This window comes from Streptomyces sp. NPDC052023, assembly GCF_044548465.1.
Taxonomy (GTDB): Bacteria; Actinomycetota; Actinomycetes; order Streptomycetales; family Streptomycetaceae; genus Streptomyces.
On record NZ_JBIUBW010000026.1, the window covers coordinates 77,638 to 94,273 of the forward strand.

Below are 16,636 nucleotides of genomic sequence, written 5' to 3' on the forward strand. Positions count from 1 at the left end.
CGGCGCGCCACCACGGCCCGCTCCGGGTCCCCTCAGCGCCGGGGCGGCCCGCTGTGCTCCACGGCCGTCCAGAAGTGGTCGATGATCCGGTCGAGGAACTCGCGGCCGTTGTCGCTGGTTTCCTGGCTGCCGCCGCCCCAGCTGAGGGTGGCGACCATCTGCCCCTGGTACTCGCGGTGCAGTTCCTGGAGTGCGGCCTCCAGGACCGCGCGGTCCAGGGGCACCGCCTTGCCCACCGGGCGGACGTAGGCCTGCCAGCGGGTGGTCACCGCGCTGTGCAGCAGGTCGGCGAGTTTGTCCTCGCGGCCCGTGACGGCGACGAAGTCGGGCAGTTCGAGGCCGAGGACGTCGGCGAGGGCGGCGGACTGCCGCTCGTTGCCACGCCAGCTGCCGCTCTCCTCCATCCGCAGGTAGGCGGGGAGTTCGAGGCCGACACCGCGGGCGACGTCCTCCGGGGCGAGGCCACGGGAGATGCGGTGCTCGCGCAGGGTGCGGGGACGGCCGATGAGTTCACCCGGCGAGCACCACAGCACTCCCGCGAGGGCCGTGAGTTCGGGGCTGCTGGGGTGGGTGACCCCGCGTTCCCAGGCGATGACGAGGTCCGGGGTGACGTACGGCAGCCCGTACGACGAGCGCATGCCGTAGGCCACGTGCTCGGGACCCATGCCGAGGCCGGCACGCAGGCGCCGGGCGGCGGGGGCGTTGAACGGGGGATTGGACGGGGAGGGCTGGTTCGGTCTGGCTGGGGGTTGGCGCACGGGCCACAAGCTAGAGGTGCCGGGGTGTCCTGACTACGGTCCGTTCGGACAGGATCACCGATTGTAGGAACATACGGTTCCCCGGTGCCCGGCGTACGGACACCCCGGCCGCCTCACCCCTTGACCGCCCCGCCCAGCGCGAATCCACTGCCGAGCCGCCGCGCCACCAGCACGTACAGCAGGATCACCGGCGTCGAGTAGATGATCGAGAAGGCCGCCAGCTGCCCGTACACCACCGTCCCGCGATTGCCGAAGAACTCGTTGATGCTCACCGCCGCCGGCATCTGGTCCGGGGTGAGCAGCAGCATGAACGGGACGAAGAAGTTCCCCCACATCATCACGAACGAGAACACCGTCACCACCGCCACGCCCGGCCCCATCAGCGGCAGCACGATCCGCAGCAGCGACTGGAGCGGGGACGCGCCGTCCGTCCAGGCCGCCTCCTCCAGCTCCTTCGGCACGCCGTCCATGAAGTTCTTCATCAGCCAGATGGCGAAGGGGAGTTGGGAGGCGGCGAAGAAGAAGATCGTGCCCTGCATCGTGTCGATCAGGTTCACCTGCACGAACAGGGCGTACACCGGCACCATGATCGCCGTGATCGGCAGGCTCGTGGCGAAGAGGATCGTCAGCAGGAACGGGCGGTTGAGGCGGGAGCGGAAGCGGGACAGCGGATAGGCGGCGAGGGCGGCGCAGGCCACGGTGAGCAGCGTGCCGCCGCCGCACAGGAGCAGGCTGTTGAGCAGCGGTGTGAAGGTGATGTCGGGCGTCAGGACGGCTTCGAAGTTGGCCGTCGTCACGCCGTCCGGGAGCTTCACCCGCAGACCCGCGCTCGGGTCCAGCGCCGACAGGATCACCCACAGCAGGGGGAGGCAGAACGCCGCGGCCACCACCAGGAGGCCGGCGTCGGCGGCCAGGCGGTGCGTGGTGCTGCGGGAAGAGGGAGTCCGGGCCATGGGGTGTCAGACCTCCGTCCGCAGCAGGCGCAGATAGATCACCGAGAACAGCGAGCCCACCACGAGCAGCAGCAGGGCTACCGCGGTGCCGTAGCCGATCATGCTCTTCTGGAAGGCCTCCTCGTACATGAAGAGCGGGAGCGTCTGGCTCTTGCCGCCCGGGCCGCCCCTGGTCATCACCCAGATCAGGCCGAAGACGGACAGGGTCTGGAGGGTGATCAGCATCAGGTTCGTGCCGATGGAGCGGCGGATCATCGGCAGGGTGATGTGCCACATACGGCGCCAGCCGCCGGCGCCGTCGACCTCGGCGGCCTCCGTGATCTCCTTCGGGATCTCACCCAGCGCCGCCGAGTAGACCAGCATCGAGAACGCCGTGCCCCGCCATACGTTCGCGAACGACACCGCCAGGATCGGGAGCGTGAACAGCCAGTTCTGGGAGGGGAGATGGAGCCAGTCCAGGATGGCGTTCAGGGTGCCCTCGCGGCGGAAGAAGGCGTAGAGGAGGAAGCCGGCGACGACCTCCGGCAGGACCCACGCCGTGATGACGATGCCGCCGGTGAGGGTGCGGATCGGCTTCGACGCGCGCTGCATCAGCGCCGCCAGCGCGAGCCCCAGCGTGTTCTGGCCGATCAGGGCCGAGACGACCGTGAAGACGAGGGTCAGCCACACCGCGTTCAGGAAGGCCTCGTCCCCGAACGCGGTACGGAAGTTCTCGAAGCCGATGAACGACTCCGCCGCCTGGCCGGTCAGCTGGAGGTCGGTGAACGCGATGTAGGCGCAGTACCCGATCGGCCCTGCCAGGAAGAGGAGCAGCAGCACCACGGCGGGGGACAGGGGGAGGACCCGCAGCAGGGAACGGGAGAGCGGGTGGTGCTTCGGCGCGGAGTCCGGGGGGACCGGTCCCGGCCTCTTGGTGAGGCCGGGACCGGGGCCCGTCGCGGGGGCTGTCGTCATGAACTGCGGCTCACTTCTGGATCACCTGGTCGTCCGTCGCCGATTTCAGTTCCTCGTCGTAGGCCTTCGCCGCCTCCTCGACCGACATCTCGCCCGTGGTGACGCCCTCCATGGCCTCCTGGATCGCGGTGGAGACCTTCGGGTATGCCGGGAAGGCGGGCCGGTAGTGGGTGGTGGCGACCAGGTCGGTGAAGAACTTGATGCCGGGCTGGGCCTCGACGTAGGCGGGGTCGGCGGCGACGTCCTCGCGGACCGCGATGCCCGAGTTGGCGACGTACCACTTCTGGGCGTTCGCCTTCGTCTGCATCGTCTTGATGAACTCGAAGGCGAGGTCCGGGTTGCCCGCCTTGGCGGGGATCGCCCAGGTCCAGCCGCCGGACATGCTCACCTTCCCCGGTGCCTGGCCGTTCTGGGTGGGCATGGCGGCGAGGCCCAGCTTGTCCGACCACTCGGGCCACTCGTGGCCGCTGCCCTCCAGCCAGTCCTGCGGGAGCCAGGAACCATCGAGGTTGATGCCGAGTTTGCCCTCGGGGAGGAGCTCACCGCGGACGCGGGTGGCGAAGTTGGGGTCGAGGGCGTCGGCGACGTCCGGGCCGAGCTTCTCCTTGTAGACCGTCTCGACGAAGGTGAGGGCGTCCTTGAAGCCCTTGCTGCCGGCGATCCACTTCTTGGACTGCTCGTCGTAGAGCGGGTCGGCCGTGCCGTCGTTCGTGCCGTAGAGCAGCATCTGGAAGCCCTGCATGGTGGCGGCCTCGCCGGCGGGCTTGCCGGTGTAGACGTTGAGGGGCGTGACGCCGGGGACCTTCCGCTTGATCGTGCGGGCGGCCTCCAGGACGTCGTCCCAGGTCTTCGGTTGCCAGTCGGCGGGCAGGCCGGCCTTCTCGAAGACGGCCTTGTCGAACCACAGGCCCCGGGTGTCCGTGCCGTCCGGGATGCCGTACGTCTTCCCGTCCTCGCCCTTGGCCGCGGCCTTCGCCGTGTCGATGAACTGGTTCCAGTCCTGCCACTTGGCGAGGTATGGGTCGAGGGGTTTGAGGTAGCCGCTGGTGATGTCCGAGTTGATGAGGAAGGTGTCCTCGTAGACCAGGTCCGGCGCCGTCTTGGGGGAGCGGAGCATCTGCTGGAGCTTGGTGTAGTACTCCGAGTCCGGGGCCTTGATCGGGACGAGCTCGACCTTCTTGCCGGGGTTGGCCTTCTCGAACTGCTTCTTGATGTCCGCGAGGAAGGTGTCCATCACCTTGACGGAGTTGTCCGTGGACTGTTTGAAGGAGACCTTCACCGTGTCCGGATCGCTGCCTGCTCCCCCGCCGCAGGCGGTGAGGGTGCCCGCGGCGGCGACAGCGAGGGCGAGGACGGCGGGGAGGGAGGCTTTGGGGCGCACGAGCATGACCTCCTGGGGCCTACGTCGTTGTGGCCTGGGGTTGTGGCCCGGTGAACGTATGAGGAGTGGTCTAGTCAGGTCAATGCGTCTGCGTCGGATTGACATGACATTCTGCTGTCTAACTCCGCTGTTCCCGCACCCACCGATACACCAGTTCCGGCCGTCCCACCTGTCCGTACAGCGGGCTGCGGCCCGCTCTCCCCGCGTCCACCAGGTGTTCCAGGTAACGGCGGGCCGTGATGCGGGAGATGCCCACCGCCTCGGCCACTCCGGCCGCGGTCAGGCCCTCCTCGCCCTCGCGCAGCGCCGAGGTCACGCGTTCCAGCGTCGGTCCGCTCAGGCCCTTGGGCAACGCCACGGGGCCCGGTGCCCGCAGCGTCGCCAGGGCGCGGTCGACCTCGTCCTGGCCGCTGGCCTCGCCCGCCGCGCCCCGGAACTGCGCGTACCGCACCAGACGGTCCCGAAGTGTGGCGAAGGTGAAGGGCTTCAGGACGTACTGCACGACGCCCAGCGACACCCCCTCCCGCACCACCGCCAGGTCCCGGGCCGACGTCACCGCTATCACGTCCGCGTGATGGCCCGCCGCCCGCAGCGACCGCGCCAGCTGCAACCCGTGCACGTCGGGCAGGTGCAGGTCCAGCAGGAGCAGATCGACCGGCGTGCGCTCCAGGGCCCGCCGTGCCTCCGCTCCCGTGTGGGCCTTCCCCACGGCGACGAAGCCGGGAACGCGCCCGACGTACAGCACATGCGCGTCCGCGGCCACGGGGTCGTCCTCGACGACCAGCACCCGGATCGGTTCCTCCTGGGTCATGCGTGATCTCCCGCGCCCGTACCGGCGGCGTCCGCCGTGAGACCGGACCCGCCGCCCACCCGGACCTCCTGCGACAGCGGCAACCGCACCTCGAACTCCGCTCCTCCGTCACCGGCCTGCGACACCGACAGCGTCGCCGCGTGCCGGTGCACCGCCTGCCGGACCAGGGCGAGGCCAAGACCCCGTCCCCCGGGCCCGGACGGCTTCGTCGTGAAGCCCTTCTGGAAGGCCCGCTCGGCGTGCTCGGGAGCCAGGCCCTCACCGGTGTCCGCCACCCGCAGGACCAGCTCGCCGCCCGCCGTGTACGCCGTCACCGTCACCCGCGCCCGTGCGCTGCCCTGCGCCGCGTCCACCGCGTTGTCGATCAGGTTGCCGAGGATGGTCACCAGGTCCCGTGCGGGCAGCGACGGCGGCAGCAGCCCGTCGTCCAGTGCGCTGTCCTGCGACACCACGAGCTCCACACCCCGCTCGTTCGCCTGCGCCGTCTTGCCGAGCAGCAGGGCCGCCAGCACCGGCTCGTTGACCGCCGCGACGACCTGGTCGGTGAGGGCCTGGGCAAGTTCCAGTTCCGCCGTGGCGAAGGCGACGGCCTCCTCGGCCCGGCCCAGTTCGATCAGCGACACGACCGTGTGCAGGCGGTTCGCCGCCTCGTGCGCCTGGGAGCGGAGCGCCTGTGAGAAACCCCGTTCCGAGTCCAGCTCGCCCATCAGCGACTGGAGTTCCGTCACGTCCCGCAACGTCACGACCGTCCCGCGCCGCTCGCCGCCCGACACCGGTGACGTGTTGACCACCAGCACCCGGTCCGCCGTCAGGTGGACCTCGTCCACCCGTGGCTGCGCGGACAGCAGCGCGCCCGTCAGCGGCGCCGGCAGACCCAGGTCGGCCACCGAGCGGCCCACCACGTCGCCGGGCATGCCGAGCAGCTCCTGCCCGCCGTCGTTGATCAGCGCCACCCGGTACTGGCCGTCGAGCATCAGCAGTCCCTCCCGCACGGCGTGCAGGGCGGCCTGGTGGTAGTCGTGCATCCGGCTCAGTTCGGTCGCGTTCATGCCGTGGGTGTGGCGGCGGAGGCGGGCGTTGACGACGTAGGTGCCGACGGCGCCGAGGGCCAGGGCGCCGCCCGCGGTGCCGATCAGGGCGGTGAGCTGGCTCCGGACCCGCTCGGTGATCGCCTCGACCCGGATGCCCGCGCTGACCAGGCCGACGATGCGCCGGCCGTCCTGGACGGGGGTGACCGCGCGGACGGAGGGGCCGAGGGTGCCCGTGTAGGTCTCGGTGAAGGACGCGCCCCGCAGGGCGGGCTCGATGTGGCCCAGGAAGCGGCCGCCGATCTGTGCCGGGTCGGGGTGGGTCCAGCGGATCCCCCGCGGGTCCATGATCGTGACGAAGTCGACGTCCGTGTCGCGCATGACCCTCAGGGCGTACGGCTGGAGCGGTGCCGTCGGGTCGGAGGTGCGGATCGCCTCCCGCACCGACGGGGAGTCGGCGATCGCGCGGGCCACCGCCATCGCCTGGCGGCCCGCCGCGTCCTCGGCCTGGTTGCGGTCGCTGACGTAGGTGAACAGCGCGTAACCGGCGACGAGCACCGCGATCAGCACGGCCTGCATGGCGAACAGCTGGCCGGCCAGGCTACGGGCTCTCGGGACCGGGATGCGCATGCCGTCAGTGTGCCCCGACGGTTAAGCGTGAACTAAATGAACGGAAGGGTGACCGCCCTCACAGCTCGGGAGATAGTCACGGCATTCCTTCGTCCGCGGGCACCGCCCCGGACGTTCCCCCGGACGTGAGCCGCACGCCGGTGATGCCGATGACGTCGTCAAGGAGGGCAGTCGTGACCAGCGCAGCCGACACGGCACCTGCCACACCCCGCGCCAAGCGGGACCGCACCCACTACCTCTACATCGCGGTGATCGTCGCGGTCGCGCTCGGCATCGCCGTGGGCCTGGCCGCTCCGGGCTTCGCCGTCGAGCTGAAGCCGATCGGCACGGGCTTCGTGAACCTGATCAAGATGATGATCTCGCCGATCATCTTCTGCACGATCGTGCTGGGTATCGGCTCCGTACGCAAGGCCGCCAAGGTCGGCGCGGTCGGCGGTATCGCCCTCGTCTACTTCCTGGTCATGTCACTGGTGGCGCTCGCCATCGGCCTGGTCGTCGGCAACATCATTGACCCGGGCACCGGCCTCGCCCTCACCGACGCCGTCCGCGAGACGGGCCAGGCGCAGGTGGACGCGGAGGCCAAGAGCACCGGCGACTTCCTGCTCGGCATCATCCCGACCACCATCGTCTCCGCCTTCACCGAGGGCGAGGTGCTCCAGGCCCTGCTCATCGCCCTGCTCGCCGGCTTCGCGCTGCAGGCCATGGGCTCCGCCGGGCAGCCGATCCTGCGCGGCATCGAGCACATCCAGCGGCTCGTCTTCCGCATCCTCGCGATGATCATGTGGGCCGCCCCGATCGGTGCCTTCGGCGCGATCGCCGCCGTCACCGGCTCCGCCGGCCTCGACGCCCTCAAGAGCCTCGCCGTCCTGATGCTCGGCTTCTACGTCACCTGCGTGCTGTTCGTCTTCCTCGTGCTCGGCGCGCTGCTGCGGCTCGTCTCCGGCCTGAACATCCTGACGCTGTTCACCTACCTGGGCCGTGAGTTCCTGCTGATCCTGTCCACCTCCTCCTCGGAGTCCGCGCTGCCGCGGCTCATCGCGAAGATGGAGCACCTCGGCGTCAGCAAGCCGGTCGTCGGCATCACCGTCCCGACCGGCTACTCCTTCAACCTCGACGGCACCATGATCTACATGACCATGGCGTCCCTGTTCATCGCCGACGCCATGGGCACGCCGATGGGTATCGGCGAGCAGATCCCGCTGCTGCTGTTCCTGCTGGTCGCCTCGAAGGGTGCCGCCGGTGTGACGGGCGCGGGTCTGGCCACCCTCGCGGGCGGGCTCCAGTCCCACAAGCCCGCCCTGGTGGACGGCGTCGGCCTGATCGTCGGCATCGACCGCTTCATGAGCGAGGCCCGCGCCCTGACCAACTTCGCGGGCAACGCCGTCGCCACCGTGCTGATCGGCACCTGGACCAAGGAGATCGACAGGGAGCGGGTGGACGAGGTGCTCGCGGGCCGGCTGCCGTTCGACGAGAAGACGCTGCTGGACGACGGCCACGGCGGCGGCGCCGACGGCGAGGCGGAGATGCCGGAGCAGCGCGGAGACGGCGACGTGGAAGGCGAGAAGGAACTGGCGAAGGCCTGATCCCTCGTTCCTCCGCGGGCTGCTGCCCTCACACGCCCGGGCGGCTGAGTTGCTCCCCCCGTCGCTCAGCCGCCCGGGCCCACCTCTGCCCGGCCTCCCGTCGCCTTGACGTCGGTGCGTTGCCTTGACGCCGACGTCAAGGCTTACGTTCGTGGGCATGCGAATCGGCGAGCTGGCCGAACGGGCCGGGACCACCACGCGCACGCTCCGGTACTACGAGGCGCGCGGGCTGCTGCCCGCGCGCCGGGACACGAAGGGCCACCGGGACTACGACGAGCGGGACCTGAAGTTGCTGCGGCAGATCAGGACGTTGCAGGACTTCGGGTTCGGCCTGGAGGAGACGCGGCCCTTCGTGGAGTGCCTGCGGGCCGGGCATCCGGAGGGCGACTCCTGCCCCGCCTCGCTCGCGGTCTACCGGCGCAAGCTGGACGAACTCGACGCCCTGATCGGTGAGTTGCAGTCCGTGCGGGCCCAGGTGGGGTCGCAGCTGGCGCGGGCCGAGCGGGCGCGCGACCGGCTGGCCGCCGACGCGACGGTTCCGGGCGGCCCGGAACCTGTGTGCGAACTGGGAGGGCAGCGTTGAGCAAGGCTGCGGGTGTGGCCGAAGTGACGGACGCGGACTTCGCGGCGGAGGTGATCGGGTCCGAGCTGCCGGTGCTGGTGGAGTTCACCGCCGACTGGTGCCCTCCGTGCCGGCAGATGGCGCCGGTCCTGAGCGCGCTGGCGGCTCAGGAGGGGGAGCGGCTGAAGGTGGTGCAGCTGGACGTGGATCACAATCCGGAGATCACCCGCGCCTACAAGGTGCTGTCGATGCCGACCTTCATCGTCTTCCGCGACGGTGAGCCCGTGCGGTCGATGGTGGGGGCCCGGCCGAAGCGCCGGCTCCTGGAGGAGATCGCGGACGCGCTGTGAACCGCACCGCGCCCTGAGCGGACGTGCCGGAGTAGCTCTGCCGAAGCAAAGAAATCCCCCGGGCAATTGCGCCCGGGGGATTTCTTTGCGTATATTCAATGGTTCGCGACTTCAGGAAATAAGGTCGCGAAGAAGACCAGTGAGCACAGTATATGCGGGCGGGAGCGGAATTGTCAAACATGGATTCGTCAAACGTAGACTTTCCAGACGATGAAATGCGCCGCGAGCAGGAATTCATCGACGGGCTGTACGCGCGCGTCGACGTGCTGCGTGGCGACGCCGAGGCATCCGTCACCGACGCGCTCGCGCAGGGCGACAAGCCGATGCAGGCCCGCCTGGAGCGGGACATCCTGGTCGCCGAGCGATCCGGGCTGCTCGCCGCGCTGAACGCGGTGGACGGCTCGCTGTGCTTCGGCCGGATCGATCTCGCCTCCGGTGCCGGCCACCACATCGGCCGGATCGGCCTGCGGGCCGGCGACACCGAGCGCACCCCGATCCTGATCGACTGGCGGGCCGAGGTCGCCCGCCCCTTCTACCTGGCCACCGGGCACACGCCGATGGGGCTCAGCCGCCGCAGGCACATCTCCACCGAGGGCCGTCGCGTCACCGCCCTGCACGACGAGTTCCTCGACGTCGGCGACGACACCCGCACCGGGTACGAGGACCCCAGCGGGGACGCGGTCCTGCTGGCCGCGCTGAACTCCGCGCGCACCGGCCGGATGACCGACATCGTGCAGACCATCCAGGCCGAGCAGGACGAGATCATCCGTGCCCCGCACCGCGGTGTCCTGGTCGTCGAGGGCGGCCCCGGCACCGGCAAGACGGCGGTGGCCCTGCACCGGGCGGCGTACCTGCTGTACGAGCACCGGGAACTGCTCGCCAAGCGGGCCGTCCTGATCGTCGGCCCCAACCCCGCCTTCCTCGGCTACATCGGCGAGGTGCTGCCCTCGCTGGGCGAGACGGGCGTGCTGCTGGCCACGGTCGGTGAGCTCTTCCCCGGCGTGAAGGCGACGGCGGCCGACACCCCGGAGGCGGCCGCGGTCAAGGGCCGCGCGGCGATGGCCGACGTGCTCGCCGATGTCGTCCGGGACCGGCAGGCGCTGCCCGACCCGGTGATCGCCATCGAGCACGACCGCGAGATCCTGATGCTCGACGACGGCCTCGTCGGCGTCGCCCGCGAGCGGACCCGGGCCGCCAGGCTGCCGCACAACGCCGCGCGCGAGCACTTCGAGGGGCACATCCTCAACACGCTCACCGAGCTGTACGCCGAGCGGGTCGGCACCGACCCGTACGACGGCTCCAACCTCCTCGACCCCAGTGACATCACCCAGATCCGCGACGACATCGCCGAGAACCCGGAAGTCTGGTCGGCCATCGACCAGCTGTGGCCGGTCCTGACTCCGCAGCGGCTGGTCGCCGACTTCCTCGCGGCGCCCGAGGGGTACGTCGCGGACGCCGACGCGGCGGCGATCCGGCGGCCGGTGACGCGGGCGTGGACCGTCGCGGACGTGCCGCTGCTCGACGAGGCGGCCGAGCTGCTCGGCGAGGACGACCGCGCGGCGCGGGCGCGGGCCGAGCGGGAACGGGAGCGGCAGGTGTCGTACGCGCAGGGCGTGCTGGACGTCTCCTACGCGTCCCGGACGTACGAGTTCGAGGACAAGGAGGACGGCGACCCCGACAGCTCGGAGGTGCTGTCCGCGCACGACATCATCGACGCCGAGCGGTTCGCCGAGCGGCACGAGGAGGACGACCACCGCAGTGCCGCGGAACGGGCGGCGGCCGACCGTACCTGGGCGTTCGGGCACATCATCGTCGACGAGGCGCAGGAGCTGTCGCCGATGGCGTGGCGGCTGCTGATGCGCCGCAGCCCGACGCGGTCGATGACGCTGGTCGGGGATCCCGCGCAGACGGCACAGGCGGCGGGGGCCGGCTCCTGGTCGAAGATCCTCCAGCCCTATGTCCAGGACCGCTGGGAGCACACCCGCCTCGGCGTCAACTACCGCACGCCCGCCGAGATCATGGACCTCGCGGCGGCGGTCGTACGGGCGCAGGACCCGGACTTCGAACCGCCGAGTTCCGTGCGGTCCACAGGGGTACGTCCGTGGATCCGCGCGACGGACGACCTGCCCGGGGCGGTCGCGAAGGCGGTCGAGGAGCTCACCCCGGCCGAGGGGCGGCTGGCCGTCATCGCACCGCGCGAACTGCACCGGCGGCTCGCCGCCCAGCTGGACGGTGTGACGGCGGGCGCCGAGCCGGACCTGACGCACACGGTCGTCCTCCTGGAGCCGCGTCAGGCCAAGGGCCTGGAGTTCGACTCCGTGCTGGTCGTCGAGCCGGGCCGGTACGGCACGAGCGACCTGTACGTCGCCCTGACCCGCGCGACCCAACGGCTGGGCGTACTGCACACGGGCCCGCTGCCGCGAGGCCTGACCGAGCCGTCCCCGGCGTCCGCCTGACGGCCCTGGAGGGCAGCCACGGGCCCCCGGCATGGCGCGCCCGCTCCACCACCCGAACCGGACGGCCGGGCGGTGGGGCGGGCGCGGCGCCGGCTACGACGGCTGCAGCCAGACCGTCGCCAGTGGCGGCAGCGTCAGCCGGATGCTCGCCGGGTGGCCGTGCCAGGGGAGGGCTTCGGGCTTGAGCGGGTCGGGGTTCGTCACGTCGCTGCCGCCGTAGCGGGCGGAGTCCGTGTTCAGGGTCTCGTGCCAGGCCGGGATCTCGTCGGGGACGCCCACCCGGTAGTCGTGGCGGACCACCGGGGAGAAGTTGCTGATCGCCAGCAGCGGGGCGCCCGTGGCGTCATGACGCAGGAAGGCCAGGACGTTGTCCTCGGCGGCGTCGCCGACGATCCACCGGAAACCCTCGGGATGGGTGTCGCGCTGCCAGAGGGCCGGCGAGTGCCGGTAGACGGCGTTGAGGTCGCGGACCAGGTCGCGCACGCCACGGTGGTCGGCCTCGGCGCCGTACTGCGGGTCGAGCAGCCACCAGTCCGGACCGTGCGCCTCGGACCACTCCGCGCCCTGCGCGAACTCCTGCCCCATGAACAGCAGCTGCTTGCCCGGGTGGGCCCACATGAAGCCCAGGTAGGCACGGTGGTTGGCGCGCTGCTGCCACCAGTCGCCCGGCATCTTCGACACCAGCGACCGCTTGCCGTGCACCACCTCGTCGTGGGAGATCGGCAGGACGTAGTTCTCGCTGTACGCGTACACCATCGAGAACGTCATCTCGTGGTGGTGGTACTTGCGGTGGACCGGCTCCTTGCTCATGTACTGAAGCGAGTCGTGCATCCAGCCCATGTTCCACTTCAGGCCGAAGCCCAGGCCGCCGAATCCGCTCGGGCCCTTGTGGTGGGTGGCCCGGGTGACGCCGTCCCACGCCGTGGACTCCTCGGCGATCGTGACGACGCCGGGCGCCCGGCGGTACACCGTCGCGTTCATCTCCTGGAGGAACGCCACCGCGTCCAGGTTCTCCCGGCCGCCGTGTTCGTTCGGCGTCCACTGGCCGGGCTCGCGCGAGTAGTCGAGGTAGAGCATCGAGGCCACGGCGTCCACGCGCAGCCCGTCGATGTGGAACTCCTCGCACCAGTAGACCGCGTTGGCGACCAGGAAGTTGCGCACCTCCTTGCGGCCGAAGTCGAACTCCAGCGTCCCCCAGTCGGGATGGGCCGCACGGAGCGGGTCGGCATGCTCGTACAGCGGGCGCCCGTCGAACTCGGCCAGCGCCCAGTCGTCCCGCGGGAAGTGGGCCGGCACCCAGTCCATGAGGACGCCGATGCCCGCCTGGTGCAGGGCGTCGACCAAGTACCGGAAGTCGTCCGGGGTCCCCAGGCGGGCCGTGGGCGCGTAGAAGCCGGTGACCTGGTAGCCCCAGGAGCCGCCGAAGGGGTGCTCGGCGACCGGCATCAGCTCGACATGGGTGAAGCCCAGGTCCTTGACGTAGGCGGGCAGCTCCCGCGCGAGTTGACGATACGTCAGTCCGGTGCGCCAGGAGGGGAGGTGCACCTCGTACACGGAGAACGGCGCCTCGTGCGCGGGGACCTCTCCGCGCCGCTCCAGCCACGCCGCGTCGCCCCACTCGTAGCGCGAAGCGGTCACGATGGACGAGGTGTCCGGCGGGGACTGGGTGCGGCGGGCCATCGGGTCGGCGCGCAGGGTCTTCGAACCGTCGGGCCGGGTGATCTCGAACTTGTACAGCTCGCCCTCACCGATGCCGGGCACGAAGAGTTCCCAGACGCCGGTGCCGCCCAGCGAGCGCATCGGGAATCCGGTGCCCTCCCAGTAGTTGAAGCCGCCGGCCAGGCTCACGCCGCGCGCGTTCGGCGCCCACACCGTGAAGCGGGTGCCGGTCACACCCTGGTGCGTCATCGGCTCGGCACCCAGCGCCCGCCACAGCTGCTCGTGCCGGCCCTCGCCGATCAGATGCAGGTCGAGGTCGCCGAGGGTGGGGAGGAACCGGTACGGGTCGTCGGTGTCCTGGACCGTGCTCCCGTACGCGACGCTGAGCCGGTAGTCGGGGACCTCGGTGAGCGGCAGCAGCGCGGAGAAGAAGCCGTCGCCGTCGTCGTGCAGCTCGGCCCTGCGGTCGCCGGCGACGACCGTGACGGACAGGGCGTAGGGGCGGAAGACGCGGAAGATCACGCCACCGTCCGGTGCCGGGTGCGCGCCGAGGACGGAGTGCGGGTCGTGGTGGGCGCCGGTGAGCAGACGCCCGCGGTCGGCGGGGCCGAGGGCGGGGGAGAGGGGAGTGGGGGAAGCCTTCTCGGCGGCGGCAGCCTCGGCCGGGGCGGCGGGCTTGGCGTCCGGAGCCTTCGCGGCCGTCGCAGCGCTCCTGGCGGGCGCGGTCTTCTTCGCGGACGCACGCTTCGCGGCGGTGGTCAGCCGTTCCGCCGCCGTGGCCTTCTTCGCGGCGGCGGTCTTCTTCGCTGGCGCTGTCGTACTCGCCGCCGTCTTGGCCGTGGCCTTCTTCGCGACGGTCTTTCCGGCCGCGGTCCTCTTGACGGGCGCGGTCTTCTTCCCGGCCGCGGTCTTCTTGACGGGCGCAGCCTTCTTGGCGGGCGCCTTCTTCGCCGCCGCCTTCTCGGAAGCGGCCGCCGTCTTGCCGGTGGCCGCCTTCACCGCGGCTTTCTTCGTGACCGCCTTTTTCGTGACCGCCTTCTTCGCGGCAGTCTTCTCGTCCGCGGTCTTCTTCGTGGTCGCCTTCTTCGGCGTCGTCTTCGCCGTCGTCGTCGGTGCGGCCGTCTCCTCCGGCGCGGTCGCCTGTTTGGGCACGGCGGCCTTCTCCTGAGGGGCCGTGGTCTCCCCGGCCGTGATGTTCGGGTCGGAACCGCTGGACGAGGAGGTGGTACGGGGGGTCACGGGCGGAGCCTCCTGGGAGGGTCAGGTCGGTTGGGTCGAGGCGAGACGCCGTATCGCCGACAGCGGCACGGGGAGCCAGTCGGGGCGGTGCCGGGCCTCGTAGACGACCTCGTAAACGGCCTTGTCGGTCTCATGGGCACGCAGCAGCACCGGGTCGGTGCGCGGATCACGGCCGGCCGCCTCGGCGTACCCGGAGCAGTAGGCGGCCCGGCAGTGCTCCGCCCAGCCCGGCACCGGCGGCTGCACGGAGTGGGCCGCGTAGTCGAAGGAGCGCAGCATCCCGGCGATGTCGCGCACGGCGGGCTGCGGCATCCGGCGTTCGGCGAGCGGCTTGGCCGGTTCGCCCTCGAAGTCGATCAGCGACCACTCGCCGGCCGGCGAGCGCAGGCACTGCCCGAGATGCAGATCGCCGTGGACGCGCTGGGCGGTCCAGGTGTGGCCCTCGGCCGCGAGGTCCGCCAGCGCCTCGAACGCGGAGCGCAGTCCCGGGACGTACGGCCCGAGCGCGGGCACCGCCTGTGCGGCGAGGTCGAGGCGTGCGAGCATGCCGTCGACCATCGAGCGCAGCTGGGTGTGGCCGAGGGTCACGGTCGGCAGTGCGCGGGCCAGTGCCGTGTGCACCTCGGCGGTGGCCCGGCCGAGGGCGCGCGCCTCGGCGCTGAAGTCCTCGCCCTTGGCCAGCTCGCGCAGGGCCAGCTCCCAGCCGTCGGTGGCGCCCTGGACGTAGGGCTGGAGCACGCCGAGGACGTACGACTGCCCGGCCAGCTCCGCGCCCAGCCATGCGGTCGGCGCGGGCACCCGGGGGCAGCCCTCGCGGGTCAGCGCGAGCGGCAGCTCCAGGTCCGGGTTGACGCCGGGCACGATGCGGCGGAGCAGCTTCAGAATGAACGTATCTCCGTATATCACCGAGGAGTTGGACTGCTCGGCGGTGACCGCCCGGCTGACCAGGCCGGGCCGGATCTCCCGGTGCGGGTCCCGCTCGAAGCGCAGGTCGCCGATGCGGGCCTGGGTGCGGAGCGCCTCCAGGAGCACCTCGGCGGGCCGGGGGTCGTACAGGGCCTCGTACACCGTCTGCCCGGCGAGGGGGCCGTCGGTGACGTGACCGATCAGCGCGGGTGCCAGCCGGGGTGGCAGCGCCTCGCGCACTCCTATGAGGAGCTGGTAGCAGTCGCCGGGGGCCGGGGCGGCGGCGTGGCCGGTGCCCTGGACCGGTGCGGACGGCTGCTGGACCCGCAGAAGCAGGTGGTAGAGGCCGAGCTTGCCGCCGGCCGGCAGCAGTTCGGTCGCCGCGACCGGCGTGAACCCGGTGACCGGACGTCCCTTGCCGGCGAACCAGCGCTGCCGTGGCAGCCAGTCCCGCAGCAGCGGATCCAGTGACGCGAGAAGGCCGGGGCCGGCCGTGGCGGGGCGGGTGACGGCTTCCGACATGGCGTGCGTCCTTTCCCCTTCTCCGGTTCGCCCTCGAGGGCGCTGTCAGCCGGTGTCGGCTCACGCGGGCGGACGGGGTGTTACTGATGCGTGCCCCGGGCGGGACGGGAGAAACCGCCCCGCCCCGGGCTGTCTAGGCGGCGTCCTTGCGCAGCCGGAACCAGTAGAAGCCGTGCCCCGCGAGGGTGAGCAGGTACGGCAGTTCACCGATGGCCGGGAAGCGCACCCCGCCGATCAGTTCGACCGGGTGGCATCCGCTGAAGGCCCGCAGGTCGAGTTCGGTCGGCTGCGGGAAGCGCGAGAAGTTGTGCACGCACAGCACGAGGTCGTCGCCGTGCTCCCGCAGGAACGCCAGTACGGCCGGGTTGGAGGACTGGAGTTCGGTGTACGAGCCGAGCCCGAAGGCGGGGTTCTGCTTGCGGATCTCGATCATCCGGCGGGTCCAGTGCAGCAGCGACGAGGGCGACGCCATGGCCGCCTCGACGTTGGTGACCTGGTAGCCGTAGACCGGGTCCATGATGGCCGGAAGGACCAGGCGGCCAGGATCGCAGGACGAGAAGCCCGCGTTGCGGTCCGGCGTCCACTGCATCGGCGTGCGCACCGCGTCGCGGTCGCCGAGCCAGATGTTGTCGCCCATGCCGATCTCGTCGCCGTAGTACAGGATCGGGCTGCCGGGGAGCGACATCAGCAGCGCGGTGAACAGCTCGATCTGGTTGCGGTCGTTGTCCAGGAGCGGGGCGAGGCGCCGGCGGATGCCGATGTTGGCGCGCATGCGCGGGTCCTTGGCGTACTCCGCGTACATGTAGTCGCGCTCTTCGTCGGTGACCATCTCGAGCGTGAGCTC

13 protein-coding genes are annotated in these 16,636 nt (G+C 71.0%); 4 read left to right on the plus strand and 9 right to left on the minus strand.

The annotated features are described in order from the left end of the window. Positions 1-32: 32 nt before the first annotated feature. The 6 genes from ACIHCM_RS33885 to ACIHCM_RS33910 all read right to left on the minus strand — a co-directional run bounded on the left by ACIHCM_RS33885 (position 33) and on the right by ACIHCM_RS33910 (position 6,515). Entirely contained in the window at positions 33-767 is a 735-nt protein-coding gene (locus ACIHCM_RS33885) for a helix-turn-helix domain-containing protein (protein ID WP_399904617.1), read from the minus strand. 104 nt (positions 768-871) lie between these two features. Then, complete coding sequence (locus ACIHCM_RS33890) at positions 872-1,711, minus strand: carbohydrate ABC transporter permease (protein WP_399904619.1); 840 nt, start codon at positions 1,709-1,711, stop codon at positions 872-874. A 6-nt stretch (positions 1,712-1,717) separates the two neighbouring features. Next, the gene (locus tag ACIHCM_RS33895) at positions 1,718-2,665 is read right to left on the minus strand and encodes a carbohydrate ABC transporter permease (RefSeq protein WP_399904622.1); all 948 of its coding nucleotides are present in this window, start codon (positions 2,663-2,665) and stop codon (positions 1,718-1,720) included. A gap of 10 nt (positions 2,666-2,675) precedes the next feature. Continuing rightward, a complete protein-coding gene (locus ACIHCM_RS33900; RefSeq protein WP_399904625.1) occupies positions 2,676-4,052 on the minus strand; it encodes an extracellular solute-binding protein in 1,377 nt (458 codons plus the stop codon). 112 nt (positions 4,053-4,164) lie between these two features. Beyond that, positions 4,165-4,857, minus strand: coding sequence for a response regulator (locus ACIHCM_RS33905; RefSeq protein WP_399904628.1), 693 nt, complete (start codon positions 4,855-4,857; stop codon positions 4,165-4,167). Next, positions 4,854-6,515 (minus strand): ATP-binding protein, encoded by a 1,662-nt coding sequence (locus tag ACIHCM_RS33910; protein WP_399904631.1) that lies wholly within the window; start codon positions 6,513-6,515, stop codon positions 4,854-4,856. Before ACIHCM_RS33910 ends, ACIHCM_RS33905 begins: the two co-directional genes overlap by 4 nt. Positions 6,516-6,688: 173 nt before the next feature. On the opposite strand from ACIHCM_RS33910, the gene ACIHCM_RS33915 reads away from it, so the two are divergent. The 4 genes from ACIHCM_RS33915 (at position 6,689) to ACIHCM_RS33930 (ending at position 11,466) form a co-directional block, all read left to right on the plus strand. Beyond that, positions 6,689-8,098 carry a cation:dicarboxylate symporter family transporter gene (locus tag ACIHCM_RS33915; RefSeq protein WP_399904634.1) on the plus strand — a complete coding sequence of 470 codons (1,410 nt, stop codon included), beginning with the start codon at positions 6,689-6,691 and terminating at the stop codon, positions 8,096-8,098. A 157-nt stretch (positions 8,099-8,255) separates the two neighbouring features. After that, positions 8,256-8,681, plus strand: coding sequence for a MerR family transcriptional regulator (locus ACIHCM_RS33920; protein ID WP_399904637.1), 426 nt, complete (start codon positions 8,256-8,258; stop codon positions 8,679-8,681). Continuing rightward, complete coding sequence (trxA, locus tag ACIHCM_RS33925) at positions 8,678-9,010, plus strand: thioredoxin (RefSeq protein WP_399904640.1); 333 nt, start codon at positions 8,678-8,680, stop codon at positions 9,008-9,010. Before ACIHCM_RS33920 ends, trxA begins: the two co-directional genes overlap by 4 nt. Positions 9,011-9,189: 179 nt before the next feature. Beyond that, the gene (locus ACIHCM_RS33930; protein ID WP_399904643.1) at positions 9,190-11,466 is read left to right on the plus strand and encodes a HelD family protein; all 2,277 of its coding nucleotides are present in this window, start codon (positions 9,190-9,192) and stop codon (positions 11,464-11,466) included. 93 nt (positions 11,467-11,559) lie between these two features. Here the strand turns inward: ACIHCM_RS33930 and glgB are convergent, their stop codons facing one another. The 3 genes from glgB to ACIHCM_RS33945 all read right to left on the minus strand — a co-directional run. Further along, positions 11,560-14,364 (minus strand): 1,4-alpha-glucan branching enzyme, encoded by a 2,805-nt coding sequence (gene glgB, locus ACIHCM_RS33935; RefSeq protein WP_399904646.1) that lies wholly within the window; start codon positions 14,362-14,364, stop codon positions 11,560-11,562. 21 nt (positions 14,365-14,385) lie between these two features. Beyond that, positions 14,386-15,792 (minus strand): phosphotransferase, encoded by a 1,407-nt coding sequence (locus ACIHCM_RS33940; RefSeq protein ID WP_399904649.1) that lies wholly within the window; start codon positions 15,790-15,792, stop codon positions 14,386-14,388. A 133-nt stretch (positions 15,793-15,925) separates the two neighbouring features. Beyond that, on the minus strand, positions 15,926-16,636 hold a 711-nt coding region (locus tag ACIHCM_RS33945; RefSeq protein WP_399904652.1), incomplete at its 5' end, for an alpha-glucosidase C-terminal domain-containing protein.

Excerpts from the sequence above, each read along its gene's own strand:
- ACIHCM_RS33890 (WP_399904619.1), bottom strand. The coding sequence starts at position 1,711 with ATGGCCCGGACTCCCTCTTCCCGCAGCACCACGCACCGCCTGGCCGCC.
- ACIHCM_RS33895 (WP_399904622.1), bottom strand. The coding sequence starts at position 2,665 with ATGACGACAGCCCCCGCGACGGGCCCCGGTCCCGGCCTCACCAAGAGG.
- ACIHCM_RS33900 (WP_399904625.1), bottom strand. The coding sequence starts at position 4,052 with ATGCTCGTGCGCCCCAAAGCCTCCCTCCCCGCCGTCCTCGCCCTCGCT.
- ACIHCM_RS33905 (WP_399904628.1), bottom strand. The coding sequence starts at position 4,857 with ATGACCCAGGAGGAACCGATCCGGGTGCTGGTCGTCGAGGACGACCCC.
- ACIHCM_RS33910 (WP_399904631.1), bottom strand. The coding sequence starts at position 6,515 with ATGCGCATCCCGGTCCCGAGAGCCCGTAGCCTGGCCGGCCAGCTGTTC.
- ACIHCM_RS33920 (WP_399904637.1), top strand. The coding sequence starts at position 8,256 with ATGCGAATCGGCGAGCTGGCCGAACGGGCCGGGACCACCACGCGCACG.
- ACIHCM_RS33930 (WP_399904643.1), top strand. The coding sequence starts at position 9,190 with ATGGATTCGTCAAACGTAGACTTTCCAGACGATGAAATGCGCCGCGAG.
- ACIHCM_RS33940 (WP_399904649.1), bottom strand. The coding sequence starts at position 15,792 with ATGTCGGAAGCCGTCACCCGCCCCGCCACGGCCGGCCCCGGCCTTCTC.